Genomic DNA, 19,724 nt, shown 5'->3' on the forward strand with positions numbered 1-19,724 from the left:
CAGATTGTATGAAAATCTGTCAACACAATAGTGGTGATTGTCTACGAAGTCAGGAAACGATCGAAAGCACGTGACCCCTTGGCCTGCCGATGTTGAACTGTTCGATCTGCTGCATCAGCCGCTGGGTCTCTTTTGTGAGTTCCTGGGTGGCGGCGTGGGCTTGCTCGGCGATGGCAGCGTTTCGCTGGGTGCTGTCATCGATCTCGCCAACGGCCTGGTTCACTTCGATAAGCGAAGCCGCCTGGTCCCTGCTCGCCGCAGCGATAAGCTCAACCCTTTCGGAAATTCCGGCAACATTCGACGATATCGCAATCAGCACCTTGCCCGCCTCGTTCACCAATCGCGATCCCGAGGCGACTTCCTCGCTTGATCTTGCTATGAGTTCCTTGATTTCCTGGGCGGCTAGAGCCGACCGCTGGGCAAGTTCCCTGACTTCCTGGGCCACGACAGCGAAGCCCTGCCCCGCTTCTCCAGCTCTCGCGGCCTCGACACCGGCATTGAGTGCCAGGAGATTGGTCTGGAAGGCAATCTCGTCGATGACGCCGATGATTTGCGAAATGCGCCCGGAAGCCGCTTCTATTCGTCCCATAGCGTCAACCGCGTTCGTGACCACTGAAGCAGACGCATCCGCGGCCTGCTTGGTTTCTTTTACCAGCTGGGCTGCGGCTTGTGCCTGCTCTGTCGAGGAACGCACCGTCGCGGTGAGTTGATGAACAGCGGCCGCGGTCTCCTCCAACGACGCGGCTTGACGCTCGCTGCGGCGGGAGAGATCATCGGCGCCACTGCTGAGGTTGTCTGCATTTTGCCGAATGAGCACGATGTTGCCGCGAAGTTCCGACATCGTCGCCTGCAAACGCAGCAACGAATTGTTGAAGTCCCGTCGCAATTGTTCCAGCCGCCCGGAGAACGGTTGATCGATCGTGCTCGAAACATCACCGTTGGATAACCTCTCCAGCCCAGCGGCAAGACTGTCGACGGCGTCGCCGATCTGTTTGTCGATCTCGGCTTTCTCCGCCTCGTTGTGCCGACGTTCAGCTTCGGAAGCCGATCGTTGACGATCCGCGTCGTTCTCGATCTCGATCTTCCTCGCGGCATTCTCCCTGAAGACACAGAGCGCCCGGGCCATTTCTCCGAGCTCATCAGCGCGCTCAGAACCGCCGATCTCAATGTCAAGGTCCCCTTCCGCCAAACGCCGCATGTCGTCGGTCAACTGGACAACAGGTTTTTTGAAAGTCGCAATCATCCCGAAGCCAGCGAGAAGTGCGACGAGGACGCCGGCAAATGTCGTGATGAGGCCAATGCCATTCGCGTAAGCCGTCTCTTCAATGGCTCTTGCGCGCTGGGCGTCGGCAAACGTCGTGAGGTGGCCCCATATGGTGTTCAACTGGTCTGTCGTTTGCCTATATTGCGCACGCCTCACTTCCGAGATCTCGACGAGCTTCGCACTGTCCTGCGTCATACCCTCTACCGCCGGCGGCACCGTATTCTGGACTGCCTTGAAAAGGTCGAGGTCGGAAGCGGCACTCCAGATGTCCAATATCTCCTTCTTCGTTCTGTCAAAGTTCTGGACGAGCTGCGCACGGTTTTGTTCGGTAGGGTCGGCTATGAAGCGCGCAAGGTTTATCCTGATGAGATAGCTGGAGTCTGAAAGTCTTCGGCTGCCGTCCAAGGCGCTGCTGATCTTCGCCAAATGTTGGTCGAGACCTGCGAACTCGACGATTGCTTTCTTTGTTTGCTGGTTCGCTACCGCGTTAATCGCGACGGAGATTTCCTTGAACGCGGACATTGCGGTGTCGAGGCCTACGGTGTTGTCCGATGAAGCGCCCTGCGACAGAAGTTGTGTTACGCTTTTCACCGCGCCATCGACCGAGCTCGACAGTTTTGTGGCGTCCGATGGCAAGGAAGCCCGCAGATTTCGGGCGCTCCGACGCAACTCGCCCACTTTGCCGCCCAAATATTTGAGTTTCAGCTCGGTCGTTCCGGCGGATTGGTAGCCCGCGGCAAGATCAAGGAAGAAGGTTGCATAGCCTGTCACCCTGTCGGCATCGCGCAACATCGATTTGGCGGCGCCCTCGGACTGCTCGCCGGACTTCCTTAACTCGTCTGCTAGCCTGAGCATTTCATTCTGCGACCAAACCAGCGATTCAGAATGATTGGCGATCGAGCTTATCAGTTTCTCTTCGCTTTCATGGATGCTCCAGAGAGAACCAAAATTGTTCACCACGTCCAGCATAATCGCGTTTGCCGACTGGAGGCCTTCGCTTTCCGCCGTAGCTCCGGCATTCGTCACCAAAGCCTGCAGATGCGATTGCTGCGCGAGCAGGTCAGCCTTCACGCGATCGCGCCTTTCTTCCGACGCCTCGTCGAGAAACTCTCTCATCGAGGCGGAGACGTCACGGAAACCCGAGAGCACCTGCATCACCTGGCTTGAGGTTTCCAGGCGGCTTTGTAGGAGACCCGCGGCGTAGTGCCCCAAAAACCCCACCGCGCAAATACTGATTATGAAAGGCAGTACGAAAATGATTACTTTTGTCTGTAGCCGGAAACGGGACAACAGCCTGTCCATTGTGGTCCATCCTTGTCCATAGGCGGTGAAGAAGCTTCATCAATCGGGATCCGCCTCCGATGGAAGCATCGAATCATCAATGACGACACGAGGCTGCGCGACTGAGGATTGTCTGTCAACAGATTGTCTGATAAAGCATGTTTAGGTTTATCAAATTGTCTCGCGAACTTGCGCAGGAATAACTCCAGAACCGGCGCTGCCGCAGCCGGCACAACTTTCACCGCTTACATCGATCAAACCGCGATGTCCTTGTTTTCAGTGGAAAGCGGTGACGGCATCTCGGCCATGTGAAGACTGCGAACATGTCGTCGTCGTGGTGACGGCGCCTTGGGGAACAAACGGGTCCTTCTCATGGATGGACGGCTCCACGGATGACGCCGACCTCACCAGCTTTCCCAATATGCATATCGAGATGCCCGATCTGGAAACGGTAAGTGTTGAGATTGAGGAAGCAGAGAAGATGACTGATACGAGAGCATTGCTCGATAATATGACCTTGGCCGAGCAGGTCTCGCTACTTTCCGGCGATACGTTCTGGTCTTTACCGCCCATCGACCGCCTAGGGATAGGGAGATTGCGCTTGACGGACGGCCCCAACGGCGCCCGCGGGGCGGGGTCTTTTGTCGGGGGTGTGACTGCAGCGGCTTTCCCGGTAGGCATTGCCATCGGAGCGAGTTGGAACCCGGACCTAGCCAGGGAAATCGGCAGTGCGCTAGGTGACGAGGTTCTTTCCAAAGGGGCCCATGTCTCGCTGGCGCCGACCGTTAACATCCAGCGCAGCGTCACAAACGGCCGAAACTTTGAGTGTTTCTCTGAGGATCCGATACTGACGGCGGAACTTGCCGTCGGCTATATCGAAGGTCTGCAGTCCAAGAAAGTGGGTGCCACGATAAAACATTTCGCTGGCAACGAGTCCGAGATCGAACGTACAACCATCTCTTCAGATATCGATGAACGCACTCTGCGCGAAGTCTACCTAATACCCTTTGAGGCGGCGGTGAAGCGGGCAAAGGTCTGGGCCGTGATGTCTTCATATAACAAACTAAACGGTACTTACACGGCGGAAAGCCATTGGCTGTTGAACGAGGTACTGCGCGGTGGCTGGGGTTTTAACGGCGTGGTGATGTCGGACTGGTTCGGCTCGCGTTCGACCGCACCCACCGTGAATGCTGGGCTGGATTTGGAGATGCCGGGCCCGACCCGCGACCGCGGCTCCAAGCTTCTGGCGGCGATCGACGCGGGCGAGGTAAGTGTCGAGACCGTCCGCGCCTGTGTGCACAATATCCTGACCCTGATGGAACGCACCGGCGCAATCAATGATCATCGCGAGTTTAAGGAGTACGCCATTAATCGGCCGGAACATAGGGCACTCATCAGGCGCGCGGGAGCGGAAAGCGCAGTTCTGCTACAGAATGACGGCATCCTGCCATTGGCTCAGCAAGGTACGGTCGCCATCATTGGACCCAATGCCAAGATCGCGCAGATTATGGGAGGCGGCTCGGCGCAGTTGAACCCCCACTATGTCGTCAGTCCGTGGCAGGGGCTGGCGGACGCCCTGGGTGAGGAGAACGTGTTCTACGCTCAAGGTTGCAGCAACTATCGGTTTCAGCCGCTGATCGAAAACCCGACAACCTTCGAATTTTTCCAAGGGAGGGAGCTTGCTGGCGAGCCCGTGAAGGTTATCGAGGAACCGTCGAGCCTCGGTGTATGGTTGCCCCCCGTGGCCGGGGGCACCGTGGATCCGCATCGCTTTTCCGCCCGAATGCGCACCGTCTTCACAGCCTCAGAAGCCGGCGGCTATCGCGTCGGCCTGACCTCGGCGGGGCTTGGCCGTGTCTATGTGGACGGCAGGCTTGTGGTGGACGCCTGGGCTTCCTGGACACGTGGTACCACATTCTTTGAAGAAGGCTGCGAGGAGGTCGTGGGTGAAATCACGCTCGAAGCCGGCCGTAAATACGAGGTCGTCGCCGAGTACGCCCGGCACGATCACGTCAACCTCTATATCGCCGCAGTTCGGGTAGGAATAGGCAGGTTTTCGGCCGAAGCGGAGATTGCCGAGGCAGCAGCCGTCGCCGCGAAGGCTGATCATGCGGTAGTCTTCGTGGGCAGAACGGGCGACTGGGATACCGAGGGCTCCGATCTCCGCGGCATTGCGCTTCCTGGTCTGCAGGACCAGCTTGTTGAGGCGGTAATTGCGGCCAATCCGAACACGATTGTCGTCCTGCAAACTGGTGGACCGGTGGAAATGCCCTGGCTTTCCAGTGCTCGTGCAGTACTGCAATGCTGGTATCCCGGCCAGGAAGCTGGCAACGCGATCGCCGATGTCCTCCTCGGCAAGGCCGAGCCCTCGGGCCGACTGGCACAGACCTTCCCCGTGCGCTGGGCTGACAATCCCACACATACCGAGGATGACGCGGTCTATCCAGGCAAGAATGGCCATGTGCGATATGACGAAGGTGTGTTCGTTGGATATCGGCACTACGATCGCCAGGACATTAAGCCACTGTTCCCCTTCGGTCATGGTCTTGGTTATTCAAGCTTTGCGATGTCAGACCTGACGGTAGGGCTGCCGGATGCTGCCGGCGCGGTGACAGTGACACTGGGATTGACCAACGTCAGCGAGCGGCCAGGTTCGGCAGTGGTGCAAATCTATGTCGGCGATGTTGAAGCATCTGTACCCAGACCGGTCAAAGAACTGAAAGCCTTCTCGAAAATCGCCCTGGAACCCGGTGAGAAACGAAGGCTCAGTTTCATTCTTGACGCCCGAACATTTGCCTTCTTCGACACGACCGAGCGGTGCTGGCGGATAGAGACGGGGGGATTTGCAGTTATGGCTGGGTTCTCGGCCACCGACATCCGTTTGAGTGGAACTGTCACGCAAAAGGGCGCTGTCTTAGCGCTCTAATCGTGCAGAGAATCAAAGACTACGTTTGGTGGTGGTTGAGTCCTAAAATGAGCGCAGTGCGGTGAAGCTCGGTGAATGAGTGAAAGAATGGCTCAAGACGGGCGATATTGTCACCGACAGGAAGGATACCGACCTTCATAGGCGGCGAAGATGGCGTCGGAAGCGTTGGCGGACACGTTCGCGACAGCGTCGGTCCTACAATTTTTTTGATGCCTTTCGCAGTCTCTCGAACTGAGCTCACGCTTGTCGCGAGATCGGAATCGTCAATCGTATCGAGGGCTGCCACATTCTCGTGCAGTTCGGCTCGACCGATCTCCTTCAGGACATATGTATCGAGCAGAAATTTCAAGCTTAGTCATCCAGCGCGCTACGATCGGGAGCACCGATCGACACGAGCGATATCGTATCCACCGTGCGAAGATTGCGGGCAGCAAACTTGGATCTCGATGGCCCAACCCTGATCATTCCTGGCAATGCGAAATCTTGTTTTCGGACGCGGAGCCACGGACAGACGCCGTCGCTCTGTGCGGAAACTTGAGCCTGCAGCCCTCTCCAGGTATCTATCGGTCGAGAGCGCAAAATTACAGGCACAGGATGCGGCGATGCTGAAAACCGACACCCGCCAAGCAAATTGGCGCCGTGCTAATCCAGCGAAATATGATGCTCATCTTGCTGTACAGCGAGCCGTAAAGGCAGGCGAGCTGGAAAAGCAAACATGTGAGGTCTGCGGGATTGAAACGGTCGACGCCCATCATGATCAATACGACGACCCTTTAAAGGTGCGCTGGTTATGCCGACGGCATCACACAAGGCTTCACCACTACGGCGAGGATATGTTTCCGATCAGGAATGGCCTTTAGGTGCGGTCCGCCGATCGCTCTTGATTTCAGTTGGCGTTCCCGCGTGACTTGATGTCTAGCAACGCGATGAAGGCGCACATTGCTTGTTGCGTAACTTCCGCCATGTGATGATTTCGTTCGACTGCCCTCCGGATAGGATTGACGCGAAGGCATTGCCCTCGCGCCCTTCTCTACCACTCAGTCCAACAGGCTAAGATGTAGTGGCTCAGGAAAATACGCGAAGCCCTCTCCCGCTATGCCAACGTGCCCGTAGCCCGGCCATGGGAAGTGGTAGGACATGAAGGGTATTCTATTGGAGGCCAGCATTTTCAGAATGCGCACACGCGATTGAGCTGACAGTTTGGGATCGGTATCGAACGCAAATTCCATCAAAGGCTTTTCGAACAGAAGCACAGGATGATGAGTGAGGTCGCCGCCATAGCACATTGTCTTTCCTGCTGACTCAATCATAAAGCAGCTATGGCCGAGTGTGTGTCCAGGAGCGCTAATGGCATGAATACCAGGAAGAAACTCTTGTTCGTCCTGGAAAAAAACCATGCGGTCCCGCACGGGTTTGAGGTTGTGGATCGCGGCTTTAACTAGACCGTTGAGATCGCCTCCAAGTTTTTTCTCGTCGGTCCAGAAATCGTAGTCGGTTTGGCTGATGTACACCTGGGCATTTGGAAACGTTGGTTTCCCGTCGTCGCCCCAGATTCCGCCGACGTGGTCCCAATGAGCATGCGAACAGACGACAGCGTCAATATCTTCCAGCGCAATATTCGCGGCGGCCAAGCAAGACTTGAGACGGCCAGTCGTCGGGCCAAATTGCTTAAGCGATCCCATCCCCGTGTCGAACAAAATCAGCTTGCCACCGATGTTTACGACAGGTGCGTTCTGAGCGAGAACGACCTCATCCGTGGGCAGGAAGCTGTGGTTTAGCATGGATCTTATCTCGTCGGCCGGCACGCCGAGAAAGCTTTGTGTCGGGTCGCCGAGCGGAAGTGGGCCGTCTGATACGATGGTTACCTGGGCGTCCCCAATGGCAAATCGATAAAAGTCCGGAGCTTGTGCCCCGGAAACGGGGCTCGCCCCAGCGTGAGCCGCTACACTGTTCGCACCCAAAACGGCTCCACTCAAAGCAGCTCCCCCTGCCAATAGTAAGTTGCGGCGGTCGATCTCGAAACGTTCATTTCCCATTTCACTCCTCCCCATTTGTAAAAATGCGTCTGCAGACCGCGCTTGTCTTGCGACGGATTTCGGCTTTGTCTGCATCGGAAAGGTATCAAGTGGCAGGTCTAGGACAATTGAATTGCAAGTCCATTTCAATGAGCATCGCTCAACAAATGATCTCGCTCGGACCTGCGATTCATCAATCGAAACAACCGGTTTCGGGGTACCGCGTTGGTCCGGCCATCAGATCTCGTTGGCTTTCGGTGAGTTCGAAAGAACTCTTGGCTCCCTGACTGCGGGACGCGGCTCGCATCCGAATATCGGCAAGATTATCGTGGATCGCCTTGGCTGCCTCATTGTTATGTGAGTGGCTCTGCGTCAGGTCGCCAACGGTGTTCATTAAGCGGTCGGAGGATAGATGTTACCTCTTCCCTCGAAGAGCGCACCGCTCCTGAGGAAGAAGCCACGGAAAACCGCGAGGACGTAACGATCTTCGGGTGGGCGCTACATTTCTTCCCGGGCATATTGCGGAGCCAGCAGCATGCTTCTGAAGCGCGTTGCCAGCCCGGCATTCCGCCTTATCCGACATGGTTACGACCGTAGAATGGCCGAGTTCTCTACCGGCCGCCTACGGTCGCACGTCATAGGAAGCCGATCGAGATCCAGGGCACCGCTGCGACGATCGCAAGCCCGAGAAGCAGGGCGATCATGTACCCCCACAGCGGCTTTATGCCTTCCACTGGGTTCACACGGCCGATTGCACAGGCGGCATAATAACCGACGCCGAACGGCGGGAGGAACAAGCCCACTCCCATGGCGAGAATGACCACGATCGAATAGTGCACGTCGTGGATCCCTAATCCCTTGGCGATCGGAAATACCAGGGGTGCGAACAGAACCACCGCGGGAATGCCTTCCAGCACGCTACCGAGCACAATGAACGCGACGATCGACACGATCATAAAGATCGGCGCTCCCCCGGATAGACCCGCCATCGTCTGAACCAGCCCACGCGAAAAACCCGATTGAGTCAGGCACCAGGCCACAGCCGTTGCCGCCGCGATGATGAAAAGGATGGCTCCGGACAAGACCGCCGTTTCCACCAGCATCGGACCCACCCGCTTCCAGTCGAACCGGCGGTAAATGAGGAGGCCTGCCAGCAGCGAGTAGGCAATGCCGATTGTCGAGACTTCCGTGGCGGTAGCAACGCCTTCGACAACCGCTGTACGGATGATAAAAGGTAGGGCCAAAGCCGGAAGCGCAATCAGGAATGTGCGAAAGATCTCCCTGGCTGGCGGCTTGCGAAAACCCGACATGTCCTCGTTGCGATAGCGCCACCAGACGACAACGCAAAGCATCAATCCGCAGACGAACGCCGGCAAAAGACCGCCTATGAACAGGGCCGAAATCGATACGCTCGTAACCGATCCGATGGTAATCAATACGAGGCTCGGCGGGATCGTCTCCGTCTGCGCACCCGTAGCCGCAAGCAGGGCCACGAGATCGCCGGGCTTTGATCCTCTCGCTTTCATCTCCGGGAACAGTGCCGGGGCGACAGCAGCCATGTCGGCGGTCTTCGAACCCGATATCCCAGACACCAGATACATTGCCGCGACGAGGACGTAACACAGGCCGCCTCTGACATGTCCGAGCAAGGACGCCAGGAAGTTCAGCATCGCTTTTGCCATGCCCGTAACCTCCATCAGCATACCCAGCAGCACGAACAGCGGGACCGCTAGGAGGAGAAGATGCGACATTCCCTCATCAAGCCGACCCGCGATCACGCTTATCGGACGGCTCGTACCCAGAGCCACATAACTGATGGCAGCGAGAGCGAACACGAACGCGATTGGTACGCCGCTCAGCACACCTAGTGCGATGAAGACTACGAAGAAAAGCACGAGGTTCCAGTTGCCCATCGCCATGATCAACGGTTTCGCCGCAATCGCCAACCCTATCAAGCATGCGGCTACAAGGACCCCGATCAGGAAATCGCTCAGCGTGATGCGCTGAAGGGCATTGGTCACGCCAAGGATAAGCATCAGGCCAAGTCCGATCGGAAGACCAAAAGAACGCCATGCGACCGAAACTTCCATCGCGGGAGTGACGACCGGAACTTCATGAAGAGCGTAGGCCGTGGCCTTGGGCAGAAGAAGCACGCAGACCGAAAGGCAAAAGACAAGTGCAGCCACCTCCAGTCTTGCCCTTACGACGGGCGGCATCGCGTCCGCGATAACGCCCATCCTCATGTGCTGTCCGCGGTGAAAAGCGAGGACCGCGCCCACGATCGAAAGCCAGAGGAACAACATGGAGGCGAGCTCATCCGACCAGATGAGCGGCTCGCCCCATGCATAGCGGGCGAAGACGCCCGCCGACAGCACGAGTACCTCGACAACAACAAGTGCTGCGGCGATCAATTCAATCAGGCGCACCAGGCGCGTTTCAGCTTTCGCCAGGACTGGCCACGCGCCGATCACCGGGGGGCTGACATTTTCAGAAGTAGCCATGTCAACGCCTCAGATCAATTTGCCCGAGGTAGACTCCAGCAACGCCCATGCTTCCTCGCCAAAACGCCCCTTCCAATCGGAGTAGAACGACGAAGCTTGCAGCGTCGCGCGGAACTTGGAAACATCGACGTCGATAAATTCAAGACCCTTGCTCGTCAGCTCTGCCTGGAGTTCGGAATTCAGCTTTTCGACATCAGCGCGTTGCACGATAGCCGAGCGATTGATCTCGGTGACGACAATGTCACGCAAGTCCTCAGGCAGCATCTCGAAGTTGTCCCGATTGGCGAGAATCCAGAAGCCGTCCCACATATGGTTGGTCCGGGAGAGATACTTTTGAACCTCGTACATCTTGGCAAAGTAAATGCCAGCGAGCGGGTTTTCGAGACCGTCGGCGACGTGGGTCTGGAGTGCGGAATAAGTTTCGCCCCATGGAATCGACGTCGGCGCGGCGCCGAGAGACTTGAAAAGCGATGTCCAGAGCGGCGCAGGAGGCACGCGGATCTTGAAGCCCTTGAGGTCCTCGGGCGACTTGATCGGTTTCCCGATCGAGGTCGTCTGCCGAAAGCCGTTGTCCCACATCTTCTCGAAGGCGATCAGGTTGACCGTCTCAAAAGCCGTCCGGATGCTCCGGCCGAGCTCACCATCCACCGACTTCCACACGTGCGCGTAGTCGGGGTAGGCAAATCCTACACCGGTGATGGCCGCCGGCGGGACGAGTGTCGCTGCGATGAGGCCTGTCTGCGCAAGAAGGTCCAGGCCACCTGATCGAAGCTGGCTGAGCATATCAGCATCGGTGCCGAGCTGGCTCGCGGGGAACACTTGAATGCTCACGCGGCCGTCTGTCTGCTGGCTGATCTTGTCGGAAGCCTCGGTCATCCGCGTGTTGAGCGGATGATCAACCGGCATGATGTTGGCGAATTTAAACGAGAATTCAGGCGAACTCGCACGCATGATGCGCGGTGCCGCAAGCGCGGCGGTCATCGCCACGGAACTCATAATAAGGGTACGGCGATTCATTCTGATCATTGGTTCCTCCTCTAACCGTGTTGATCTATGTCGATGTTTTTAGGAGCCTCCAGCGCAGGCGCTCTCCTCGTAAGCGTCCTCAGTTTCTTGCAGGTTGCTTAGACCTTGGACTGATGTCGCTGAAGCCGGAAGCCTCCCACTGTGCGGCTGGACGTAAATTAGGCGCTTGCGCCAAACGTCCGCAAATGAATTGCCTCCGGCCAATGGTGAGTTGAACTCAGGCGAGTTCGGCGTGACCCGCGATGGAGGCAAAGTTTTTCTAGAAGAACGCGCCAGGCAACATGAATCCAGGTCACATGTTTTTTGCGCAAACTCTTTTGATGTGGAGGAAGCCGCCATGCTAACCGCTTTGCATGCGAGCATGGCACTCCGGTGGGATGTGCCGGCCTATGACGTGCCAGTATCGCGGAGGAGACCGGAATTGCACCAAGCTTTAGAAACAAAGCCGAGCCCGGCACGAGGACCGGGAAAACCGACAATCGGTTTTATCGGTCTCGGCTCGATGGGATTGCCGATGGCGTCGCATCTCCTAAAAAGCGGCTTCAGGGTCAAGGGGTTTGACATCTCGGAGAATGCTCTAAGAAGCTTCGCTGACAGTGGCGGGACTGCCTATCCAGACGCTACAGAAGCGGCCAGCGAGACCGACGTCTTGATGTTGATGGTAGTCAACATCGACCAGGCGCACCAAGCCCTCTTCGAACGGGGCGCCTTGGCAAATTCAACCAGGGCCAGCGTCGTCGTCCTGATGTCAACATGCCCTCCCGGCGAGGTTGAACAGCTCGCCGAGGCCGTTATTGCTCGCGGTCACCGGTTTCTGGATGCGCCTGTTTCCGGCGGCGTCGCCGGAGCGCGCGACGCGTCGCTCTCCATCATGGTGGCTGGCGACAGGCAAACCTATGAGATGAGCCGCAATCTTTTCGACGTGCTCGGCTCCAAGATCTATTATCTCGGAGAGCGGCCTGGCCAGGCATCGGTTGCCAAAGCAGTCAACCAGTTGCTGTGCGGCGTACACTTGGCGGCAGCGGCTGAGGCGCTGTCGCTCGCCGAAAGGGCTGGCCTCGACACCTCAACGGTACTCGAGATCGTGTCCGGCTCGGCGGCCGCCAGCTGGATGCTCAACGATCGTGGCCAGCGGATGCTTCTGGAAGACCCTGAGGTAACGAGCGCGGTAGACATTTTTGTGAAAGATCTCGGTATCGTGCTTGCCGCCGGCTCCTCTGCCAGGGCCGCCCTGCCGCTCGCCTCCGTTGCGCATCAGTTCTTCCTTGCCGCGTCTGGGCAGGGGTCAGGCTCGGCAGATGACAGTCAGGTCATTCGTGCGTATCGGGGAATGACCGCGGGCCAGAAGGAGGCAAAGAAGTGAGTGCCGAGATAAAAAGCAATTACGCGCGACTGTCCGGCATCACCATGCACTACCTGACCGCAGGATCCGGTGAGCCGCTGGTTCTCCTTCACGGGGTGCCGCAGAGTTCGCACGAATGGCGGCACGTGATCCCCTTCCTCGCGGACAAGTACGCCATCATCGCGCCGGACCTGCGGGGCCTCGGCGACACTTCCCGGCCCGCCGATGGGTACGACAAGAAAACGATTGCCGAGGACGTGTGGGAGCTTCTTTCTGAACATCTGAAGATCGATCGCTTCAATCTTGTGGGACACGACTGGGGCGGCCCGGTGGCGTTTGCCCTGGCCGCGCAGCACCGGGGGGCTGTTGGCAAGCTCGCGATCCTGGACGTTACCATTCCTGGCGATGGAGCGGACATGTCGCAAGGCGGCCGCCGTTGGCACCACCCTTTCTTCAGGACGCCGGATTTGCCGGAAGCGATGTTCCGCGGTCGCGAGCAAATCTATCTGGAATGGTTGTTTGACAATTACGGCAGCCGGGCAAACGTGCTATCTCAGGAAGACAAGAATGAGTATTTCCGTACCTACCTGAAACCGGGTGGCCTGCGCACACTTCTCGCCTATTATCGGGGCTTTCCAACCGACGTCAAAGACAACGAGTTATTCCTCGAGAGGGATGGCAAGCTCGAAATGCCGGTCCTCGCCCTGGGCGGAGACAGTGGTTTTGGCCGCGGCATGGAGACGATGGAATCACTGCAGCGGGTGGCAAGTGACGTTCGAGGCGGATTGATCCCGGGCTCGGGTCACTGGGTTGCGGAAGAAGCTCCCGAATTCATAGCGAACGAACTCGGGAAATTCTTCGGCTAAACCACTGCCTGACGTCGGGGATGCGCGTCTGATCCACCAGTCGCGCATCACCGACCCTGATTGCGCATAACTCACCTCCCGCCGACGTCGATCTCACTCGCAGAAACCGCGTCGCCAGCCAGGGTCTCTTCGATCCAACGTTTGAACAGAGCGATCTTTGGCGTTCTTGCCCTGGACCGTAAGTACACGAGACTATGGCAATTGATGCTGGGGCCTTCCAGGCCAAACGGCGCAACGAGCCTCCCGCTTTTCAGATCTTGCCGGACGAGTATGAGGCTTTCCAGGCAAACGCCAAGTCCATCCGCGGCCGCATTGATGGACATGAAAGATCTATCGAAACGCAGCCCCCGATCCATGTTGAGCCTCACACCGTGGTCGTCGGCCCAATCCTGCCAGCGATAGAGGTTCACTTCGGAGTGGATGAGCGGAAATCTGGCGAGATCCTGCGGTGAGCGTATTCCGTTTGCGCCCTCGACCAACGATGGGGCGCACAGGACCACTATTGGCTCGGGCGGGAAGGGCTCGACGGCGATGCCAACCTCCACGGGCTGCGTTCCGTAGCGGATGTCTATATCGACGTTGCCGGTCCTGAGCTCGGCGGGGTCACCAGAAGCGTGCAGTCGAAGATCGATCTCCGGATAGCGGGCGCTAAACCGGGCGAGGCGAGGCATGAGCCACTGCGAAGCGAGACTGACAACCGAATGGATATTCAGAATGTCACTTTTGCCCTTCTTCGTGAAATTGCGAGTAGCGCTCTCGATCCTTCGAAAGGAGGCGCTGATCTCTTCAGCGTAAGCCCTTCCCGCGTCAGTCAGCATGATTGAACGCCCGGAGCGATGAAATAAAGCAATTCCGAGCTCCGAATCCAGCGCGGCCATTTGATGGCTCACGGCCGAGGGGCTGATGCTCAGTTCCTCGGCGGCTTTTCCAAAAGATCCAAGACGTGCGACAGCTTCCAACACCTGTAGCGATCGCAGCGAAGGAAACTCCAACGCGCTCATCACCCCTCCTCCTGTTTATGCGTGCCTCGCCACCTTTCCTACTTGAGACATTCAGTACGCTGGAGGACGCCCTTCCTCTATATTCCATGAGGAAATTTAACGCAAATGATGCATTTGTTGAGATGGATTCATGCATTGACCGGTGGAATTCGCTTGTCCGGATGAAGCGTTTTTAACACTTTGCCCTTCGGAACGGCCTTTGCGCCGTTCTTTGCTAAGGGAGGAATGCATGGCTGAACGGGTGATCTCCGTGTCCGGCGCGCCGTACGACGGGCATAGCAGAGAGGCCGCACTGGAGAGCGCGGCAACCCTCGGGTTCACGCATTTCGAGCCGGCCTTTATCGTTGGATATACAGAACCCTTCGATGAGACCGCCTTCACACCTTCCGAGATGACCAGTTGGCGCAGCGCGCTTAGGTCTTCGGGGCTCTTGTGTCATGCAATGTCGTCGCACATCGACCTCGGTTTCGAAGATTCGGTCGAAGTGTTCACGGGCCGCATGGCATTCGCCGCGGCGATTGGAGCCAAGGTTATTGCGACCAACGCGGCTGCCCGACAGAGAGAGGCAACATTCCGTCGCAACGTCGAAACCATACTGAGAAGAGCGGAAGCCTTTGATATCATCGTTGGCCTGGAAAACCCAGGAGACGGCAGCGATAGCCTGATCAACATCGCGCGGGACGGTATTTCTCTTGTTGAGGAATTCGGATCGCCCTTTCTAAAGCTAAATTACGACGCTGCAAACACGGCGTCACATCGACCGGACATGGACGATCTCGCAGGTGATGGAATCCTGGCGCTGCCGGAATCGGCGCACGCCCATATCAAGGATGTCCGTGAAACCGACGAAGGTTGGTTTTTCTGCGATATCGGCGACGGCAAGGTCGGGTGCGAGCGCCTCCTGGCCGCAATCGCAAAGCTCGACAGCCTCCCGGTCAGTATTGAACTTCCCTTGAGACTGCATCGCAATCGGCAGGCGCAGCCCGTTCGCCGCCAAGATCCCGTGCCGCTGTCAACGATCGAGGACTCGCTGGCTCGGTCGCTCAAGGTCGTCCGGCGAGCGCTCAACCACAATCAATGACCGTGTCTGGAGGAGGACGCAGTGCAACGTTTTGTAAACAACCGCGATGAGGTCGTGGAAGATACCATCAAGGGCTTTGTGAAGGCACACCGAGACATCGTGCGCCTCGCCGAAAACCAACGCGTGGTGACGGCGATTGACCGGCCCACGCAAGGAAAAGTGGGTGTCGTAACTGGAGGTGGCTCCGGACACGAGCCTGCCTTCAGTGGCTATATAGGCCGCAACATGCTCGACGCGGTCGCGGTCGGCGAGCTGTTTTCGTCGCCAACGGCAAAGAGCTTTCATGATGCCATACGCGAAGCGAATGGTGGAAACGGCGTCGTTGTCCTCTACGGAAATTATGCCGGAGACAACATGAACGTGAAAATGGCGATGAAACTCGCCGCGAAGGACGGCATCGAGGTTGCCACGGTGGTTGCGAACGATGACGTGTGCTCCGCCTCCGCCGAGGAGCGGGAGAAGCGCCGAGGCGTTGCCGGAGAGATCTTCATGTGGAAGGTCGGCGGAGCGAAAGCGTCGATGGGCGCCAGCCTATCCGAGGTTCGTGACGCAGCACAGAAGGCCATCGACAATTGCCGCTCGGTCGGTGTCGGATTGGGGCCGTGCACTCTTCCAGCGGTCGGACATCCGAACTTCCAGATCGAGCTTGGCACCATTGAAGTCGGTATCGGCCATCACGGCGAGCCGGGCGTGCGAGTAGAAGCGCTCAAGAGCGCATCAGAGGTCGCCAAGGATATGTGCCAGATCGTGCTGGATGATCATGATCTCGGCTCGGGGACAGAAGTGGCCGTACTGGTATCTGGCCTTGGCGCGACACCGCTGAACGAACTTTACATTCTCTTCGACACCGTCGAGGAGGAAATCTCCGGCCGCGGCCTCAGGATCCACAAAGCGTATGTTGGTAACTACTTCACGTCTCTTGAGATGGTTGGAGCGACTTTGACGGTCATGGCGCTCGATGAAGAGCTAAAGTCGCTACTGGAGGTCGAGGTTCGCTGCGCGGCGACGCTTTAAGGAGGGAACAATGCAAAAAATGAATAACGCGGCAGCCGGAGAAATCGTAGTCTCCATGGCAAGAGCGATCATCGATAACCGCGCCTACCTCAGCGAGATCGACGGCAAGATTGGCGACGGCGATCACGGAATAAATATGGCGAAAGGTTTCGGTTTAGTGGCCGACCGGATACGCGGCAAGGAGCTATCGCTCGCAAAAGCGCTTGAGACCCTCGGAACAGTCCTGATGACCGAGATCGGCGGATCTATGGGTCCGCTTTACGGTGTGATGTTCACCGAGTTTGCCCAGCAGATCGATCAGGTCGACCAGATCGACAACAAGACGTTCAGCCGAATGCTGCATGCTGGCTTGACGGGTATTCAACAAATTGGTTCGGCCAAAGTCGGCGACAAGACATTGCTTGACACGTTGGTGCCTGCTGTTGAAGCTTTTGACAATGCGACATCAGAAGGAAAATCCTTCGACGAGGCATTGGAACTCCTCGTTGCGGCAGCCGAAAGTGGCCGCGATTCGACGGTGAACTTGATCGCGCGGATCGGCCGAGCCAGCAGGCTGGGCGAACGATCGCTCGGCGTGCTGGATGCTGGTGCGACGTCTTGCGCGCTGATCCTCAAGGAGTTGTCTGAGGGAACCCGTAATAGGCTTCAATAGTGTCATCGCTTCTTGAGCGTGATCATAGTGAGAACCGAAGTGATGCCGAGCTTAAGGGGAAGCCAATCCAGAGTGCCGCTCGGTTATTGATGTGAAACGCGCCGCGATAGAAATCCGGCAACAGTCCTCCGTGTGCCGCCCGAGGGTGGACACCCGCTTTCGCGGCCATCCGGGAATCAAATTTGGCGGACAGATTGGGTCGGCGGCGAACTATGCATTCGGTCTCCGGGCACCATCGCTCTCGCTTGCAGGGTCGGGTTCCGCAAACCGCGAAAGGCACGACTCATCGCAACTTAGGCGGTGCCACGACTGAAGCTGACGCGACATTCGGTCACGCGGCGACGCAGAGTCCTTCGCTCAGCCAACACCTGACCCGCTAAATCGAAGACACGAGTAATCGGCCTGCGGGCAGCGACGACCTGGCACGAAGCTCGAAAATCGTGCGTCGAACGGTGGCCCAAACGGAAGCAAGCCAATCCCGCTTGTCTGTGATGGCGTCCTGGCCCGGTTCCGGATCTTCCACGATCAACCCATAAAGGGTCCGCTAGCAAGCTGCGGCCGCGTCGGCTTCGCCTCGCGGTGATCGCGCCCGGACCCCGTGCCTTTTGAGGAGCCATCGAGCGGGAATTGGCCCGCTCCCGTAGGAGCCTCTCAAATGTCGCACGATCTCTCTCTCGCACAGTCCCACGCCCTCCAGCTTTCCCGTGACCTGATGGTCCCGGTCACCCTCTTCGAGGTCGACGGAGAATACGGCGTCCTTCCTTCTGACGAGATCGACGCCGACGACGATCTGGCGATCGTGCACGAGTATACGCCATGGCCGGCTCATTGAGCCGGCGCCGCGTGGGTGCCCCTTGCGAGCGGCAGGCCGCAAGGGGGGCTTCGCCGCGTCCGACGTCAGCTTGCATGATCCGACAATTGCCAGCCGCGCCCTTGCGGTCTTTGCTCTTCGGGGCCTGCCGAAAGGCGTCGGTGAACCGACGGGCAAGGAAGGATTATGGAGGCCGATCGCTGGGCGATCGGAATGAAAAATGAAGAGAAGAGAGATTGAAGCGCTGCGCGATCAGGTCAGTTGTGCGGCAGTGCTTGAGCATGCCGGTTTTGCAATAGACGCGAAGGAAAGCACGCGACGGGCAGTCAAGTTCCGCCGCGGCGGCGAGATCATTATCGTCACCTATGAAGGGCGTGGGTGGTTCGATCCCCTGTCCGACGCGAAAGGCGATGTGTTCCGGCTCGTCGAGCATCTCGATCGGGTCGGTTTTCCCGAAGGTGCAGAACGGGTCGCGGCTCTGGTCGGGTTTCAGATCACGGGGCCGGAGTGGCAGCCCGCGAAAGATGGTCAGAGATCCGACCTCTCTCTTCCCGATCGTTGGCAGTCCCGCAGGCGACCCTGGCCTGGTTCCTCGTCGTGGCGGTACCTCAACGGCGAGCGCTATCTGCCAGCGACCGTGCTGCGAGCGACCGTCAAAGGCGACCTTCTGCGCGAAGGCCCGCAAGGCAGCATGTGGGCGGCGCACCGGGACCAGGCCGGGGTCTTGACCGGCTGGGAAGCGCGGGGTCCGCAATACCGGGGTTTTGCATCCGGAGGAACCAAGGTTCTCTTCCGTCTCGGTTCGGACAGCGCTTCGCGCCTGGCCGTCACGGAAGCGGCGATCGATGCCATGAGCCTCGCGGCGATCGAAGATTTGCGGGAGGGGACGCTTTATCTCAGTACTGGCGGCGGATGGTCGCCGACCACGGAGGCCGCGTTGCGGAAGTTAGCGGCGAAGCCCGCCGTCCAGATGGTAGCGGCGACGGACGCCAATCCGCAGGGCGAGATGTTTGCCGAACGGCTGCGGACGCTTGCCGACGATGCAGGCTGCGACTGGCTTCGACTTCGGCCGTCCGAGGAGGATTGGAACGAAACCCTGAAGATCAGGGAAAAGGAAAAGAGGGAAACGATGGAAGAAGGAGGCGTGCCGCATGCGCGCCGTCCGCGTCAAGGGAGGCTTCGCCCGGCGGAGCCGGCCCTTGACCCAGACGGTCACGATGCCGGCGACAGCCAGGCGTCATGAAGGACTGAAGAGGAAGGCAAGGTCGAGAGGACAGTGCCGCGCTTCGGCCCGAAACCTCCGAAGGAGTTGCAGATGAACCCCTCTCCCGCAATCCGAAAAGTCTTCCAGGGCGTCGCAAGCCGGCCGCAGATGTTCCGCATGTTCGACCGTCATCTCCAGCGGTCCAACCGTTGGGAAGACGACGCAACGCCGCTCTATGCCGGCGAATGGTTCGAGATCGGCGAGGCCGAGCACGACTATATGTTCGAAATCCTGCCGCCGCTCTGGATCCGCGGTTCGATGTTTGCGATGCGCGAGTTCCTGACCGGCTCGGTGACATCAGTGTTCTTCGCACTCCGGATCGACGAGGCGATCCGTTATTTTCACGGCTATTGCGACCTTTCCGACAAAGCGTCCGTCGAGGCCATGCGCGTCGCGATAATTGAGCGCGAAAGCCGTCCAGTCCGGGCCATGACGCGCGATGAACGCCTCGAGCATATCTGGAGCAGCACGGCGGACGACTATCGCGGCTATGCCGGCGAGCGCTGGCCGGAGGCTTCGCGCGGTAAGCGCACTATTATGATCTACGGCAAAGGCGGCACTGTTCTGAAGCTGCTTGAGGATCTCAGCGAGGACGAGATCGCCGCCAAGCTGCCGGTACAACTGCGCCACCTCCCCTCGCCGATCGCGGCTTGAGAGTGCAATTTGCATCCGTGCGCGAA

16 protein-coding genes are annotated in these 19,724 nt (G+C 58.2%); 10 read left to right on the forward strand and 6 right to left on the reverse strand.

Annotated features, from left to right (window positions below; genetic code table 11):
• Window positions 1–49: 49 nt before the first annotated feature.
• Window positions 50–2,566: a methyl-accepting chemotaxis protein gene (locus RTCIAT899_RS19370; protein WP_015341915.1), complete on the reverse strand. Its 2,517-nt coding sequence runs from the start codon at window positions 2,564–2,566 to the stop codon at window positions 50–52.
• 460 nt (window positions 2,567–3,026) lie between these two features.
• Between RTCIAT899_RS19370 and RTCIAT899_RS19375 the strand changes: the two genes are divergently transcribed.
• Window positions 3,027–5,471 (forward strand): beta-glucosidase, encoded by a 2,445-nt coding sequence (locus RTCIAT899_RS19375; RefSeq protein WP_015341916.1) that lies wholly within the window; start codon window positions 3,027–3,029, stop codon window positions 5,469–5,471.
• A gap of 19 nt (window positions 5,472–5,490) precedes the next feature.
• On the opposite strand, the gene RTCIAT899_RS19380 is transcribed toward RTCIAT899_RS19375, so the two are convergent.
• Entirely contained in the window at window positions 5,491–5,820 is a 330-nt protein-coding gene (locus RTCIAT899_RS19380; RefSeq protein WP_041678047.1) for a hypothetical protein, read from the reverse strand.
• Window positions 5,821–6,073: 253 nt separating this feature from the next.
• Between RTCIAT899_RS19380 and RTCIAT899_RS32070 the strand changes: the two genes are divergently transcribed.
• Entirely contained in the window at window positions 6,074–6,331 is a 258-nt protein-coding gene (locus tag RTCIAT899_RS32070) for a hypothetical protein (RefSeq protein WP_041678048.1), read from the forward strand.
• A gap of 177 nt (window positions 6,332–6,508) precedes the next feature.
• Here the strand turns inward: RTCIAT899_RS32070 and RTCIAT899_RS19390 are convergent, their stop codons facing one another.
• The 3 genes from RTCIAT899_RS19390 to RTCIAT899_RS19405 form a co-directional block, all read right to left on the reverse strand.
• The gene (locus tag RTCIAT899_RS19390; RefSeq protein ID WP_004130059.1) at window positions 6,509–7,507 is read right to left on the reverse strand and encodes an MBL fold metallo-hydrolase; all 999 of its coding nucleotides are present in this window, start codon (window positions 7,505–7,507) and stop codon (window positions 6,509–6,511) included.
• A 614-nt stretch (window positions 7,508–8,121) separates the two neighbouring features.
• Window positions 8,122–9,987, reverse strand: coding sequence for a TRAP transporter large permease (locus RTCIAT899_RS19400; RefSeq protein ID WP_015341919.1), 1,866 nt, complete (start codon window positions 9,985–9,987; stop codon window positions 8,122–8,124).
• A 9-nt stretch (window positions 9,988–9,996) separates the two neighbouring features.
• Window positions 9,997–11,013 carry a TRAP transporter substrate-binding protein gene (locus RTCIAT899_RS19405; protein WP_015341920.1) on the reverse strand — a complete coding sequence of 339 codons (1,017 nt, stop codon included), beginning with the start codon at window positions 11,011–11,013 and terminating at the stop codon, window positions 9,997–9,999.
• Between the two features lie 394 nt (window positions 11,014–11,407).
• On the opposite strand from RTCIAT899_RS19405, the gene RTCIAT899_RS19410 reads away from it, so the two are divergent.
• Window positions 11,408–12,376 (forward strand): NAD(P)-dependent oxidoreductase, encoded by a 969-nt coding sequence (locus RTCIAT899_RS19410; RefSeq protein ID WP_015341921.1) that lies wholly within the window; start codon window positions 11,408–11,410, stop codon window positions 12,374–12,376.
• Window positions 12,373–13,221 (forward strand): alpha/beta fold hydrolase, encoded by an 849-nt coding sequence (locus RTCIAT899_RS19415; RefSeq protein ID WP_015341922.1) that lies wholly within the window; start codon window positions 12,373–12,375, stop codon window positions 13,219–13,221. The genes RTCIAT899_RS19410 and RTCIAT899_RS19415 overlap by 4 nt, the downstream gene beginning before the upstream one ends.
• A gap of 71 nt (window positions 13,222–13,292) precedes the next feature.
• On the opposite strand, the gene RTCIAT899_RS19420 is transcribed toward RTCIAT899_RS19415, so the two are convergent.
• Window positions 13,293–14,222 carry a LysR substrate-binding domain-containing protein gene (locus tag RTCIAT899_RS19420; RefSeq protein ID WP_004130046.1) on the reverse strand — a complete coding sequence of 310 codons (930 nt, stop codon included), beginning with the start codon at window positions 14,220–14,222 and terminating at the stop codon, window positions 13,293–13,295.
• A 229-nt stretch (window positions 14,223–14,451) separates the two neighbouring features.
• On the opposite strand from RTCIAT899_RS19420, the gene RTCIAT899_RS19425 reads away from it, so the two are divergent.
• The 6 genes from RTCIAT899_RS19425 to RTCIAT899_RS19450 all read left to right on the forward strand — a co-directional run bounded on the left by RTCIAT899_RS19425 (window position 14,452) and on the right by RTCIAT899_RS19450 (window position 19,698).
• Window positions 14,452–15,303, forward strand: a complete 852-nt coding sequence (locus RTCIAT899_RS19425) for a sugar phosphate isomerase/epimerase family protein (RefSeq protein ID WP_015341923.1) — start codon at window positions 14,452–14,454, stop codon at window positions 15,301–15,303.
• Between the two features lie 21 nt (window positions 15,304–15,324).
• A complete protein-coding gene (locus RTCIAT899_RS19430) occupies window positions 15,325–16,317 on the forward strand; it encodes a dihydroxyacetone kinase subunit DhaK (RefSeq protein ID WP_015341924.1) in 993 nt (330 codons plus the stop codon).
• 10 nt (window positions 16,318–16,327) lie between these two features.
• Window positions 16,328–16,969, forward strand: a complete 642-nt coding sequence (gene dhaL / locus RTCIAT899_RS19435) for a dihydroxyacetone kinase subunit DhaL (RefSeq protein ID WP_013984746.1) — start codon at window positions 16,328–16,330, stop codon at window positions 16,967–16,969.
• 655 nt (window positions 16,970–17,624) lie between these two features.
• Window positions 17,625–17,801 carry a hypothetical protein gene (locus tag RTCIAT899_RS33820; protein ID WP_015341926.1) on the forward strand — a complete coding sequence of 59 codons (177 nt, stop codon included), beginning with the start codon at window positions 17,625–17,627 and terminating at the stop codon, window positions 17,799–17,801.
• 199 nt (window positions 17,802–18,000) lie between these two features.
• Window positions 18,001–19,023, forward strand: coding sequence for a DUF3991 and toprim domain-containing protein (locus tag RTCIAT899_RS19445; protein WP_015341927.1), 1,023 nt, complete (start codon window positions 18,001–18,003; stop codon window positions 19,021–19,023).
• 72 nt (window positions 19,024–19,095) lie between these two features.
• Window positions 19,096–19,698: a DUF1419 domain-containing protein gene (locus tag RTCIAT899_RS19450; protein ID WP_015341928.1), complete on the forward strand. Its 603-nt coding sequence runs from the start codon at window positions 19,096–19,098 to the stop codon at window positions 19,696–19,698.
• Window positions 19,699–19,724 lie beyond the last annotated feature (26 nt).

Source organism: Rhizobium tropici CIAT 899, assembly GCF_000330885.1.
Lineage (GTDB): Bacteria > Pseudomonadota > Alphaproteobacteria > Rhizobiales > Rhizobiaceae > Rhizobium > Rhizobium tropici.

Excerpts from the sequence above, each read along its gene's own strand:
- RTCIAT899_RS19390 (WP_004130059.1), bottom strand. The coding sequence starts at position 7,507 with ATGGGAAATGAACGTTTCGAGATCGACCGCCGCAACTTACTATTGGCA.
- RTCIAT899_RS19405 (WP_015341920.1), bottom strand. The coding sequence starts at position 11,013 with ATGATCAGAATGAATCGCCGTACCCTTATTATGAGTTCCGTGGCGATG.
- dhaL (WP_013984746.1), top strand. The coding sequence starts at position 16,328 with ATGCAAAAAATGAATAACGCGGCAGCCGGAGAAATCGTAGTCTCCATG.
- RTCIAT899_RS19420 (WP_004130046.1), bottom strand. The coding sequence starts at position 14,222 with ATGAGCGCGTTGGAGTTTCCTTCGCTGCGATCGCTACAGGTGTTGGAA.
- RTCIAT899_RS32070 (WP_041678048.1), top strand. The coding sequence starts at position 6,074 with ATGCTGAAAACCGACACCCGCCAAGCAAATTGGCGCCGTGCTAATCCA.
- RTCIAT899_RS19370 (WP_015341915.1), bottom strand. The coding sequence starts at position 2,566 with ATGGACAGGCTGTTGTCCCGTTTCCGGCTACAGACAAAAGTAATCATT.
- RTCIAT899_RS19425 (WP_015341923.1), top strand. The coding sequence starts at position 14,452 with ATGGCTGAACGGGTGATCTCCGTGTCCGGCGCGCCGTACGACGGGCAT.
- RTCIAT899_RS19375 (WP_015341916.1), top strand. The coding sequence starts at position 3,027 with ATGACTGATACGAGAGCATTGCTCGATAATATGACCTTGGCCGAGCAG.
- RTCIAT899_RS19400 (WP_015341919.1), bottom strand. The coding sequence starts at position 9,987 with ATGGCTACTTCTGAAAATGTCAGCCCCCCGGTGATCGGCGCGTGGCCA.
- RTCIAT899_RS19445 (WP_015341927.1), top strand. The coding sequence starts at position 18,001 with ATGAAGAGAAGAGAGATTGAAGCGCTGCGCGATCAGGTCAGTTGTGCG.
- RTCIAT899_RS19450 (WP_015341928.1), top strand. The coding sequence starts at position 19,096 with ATGAACCCCTCTCCCGCAATCCGAAAAGTCTTCCAGGGCGTCGCAAGC.
- RTCIAT899_RS33820 (WP_015341926.1), top strand. The coding sequence starts at position 17,625 with ATGTCGCACGATCTCTCTCTCGCACAGTCCCACGCCCTCCAGCTTTCC.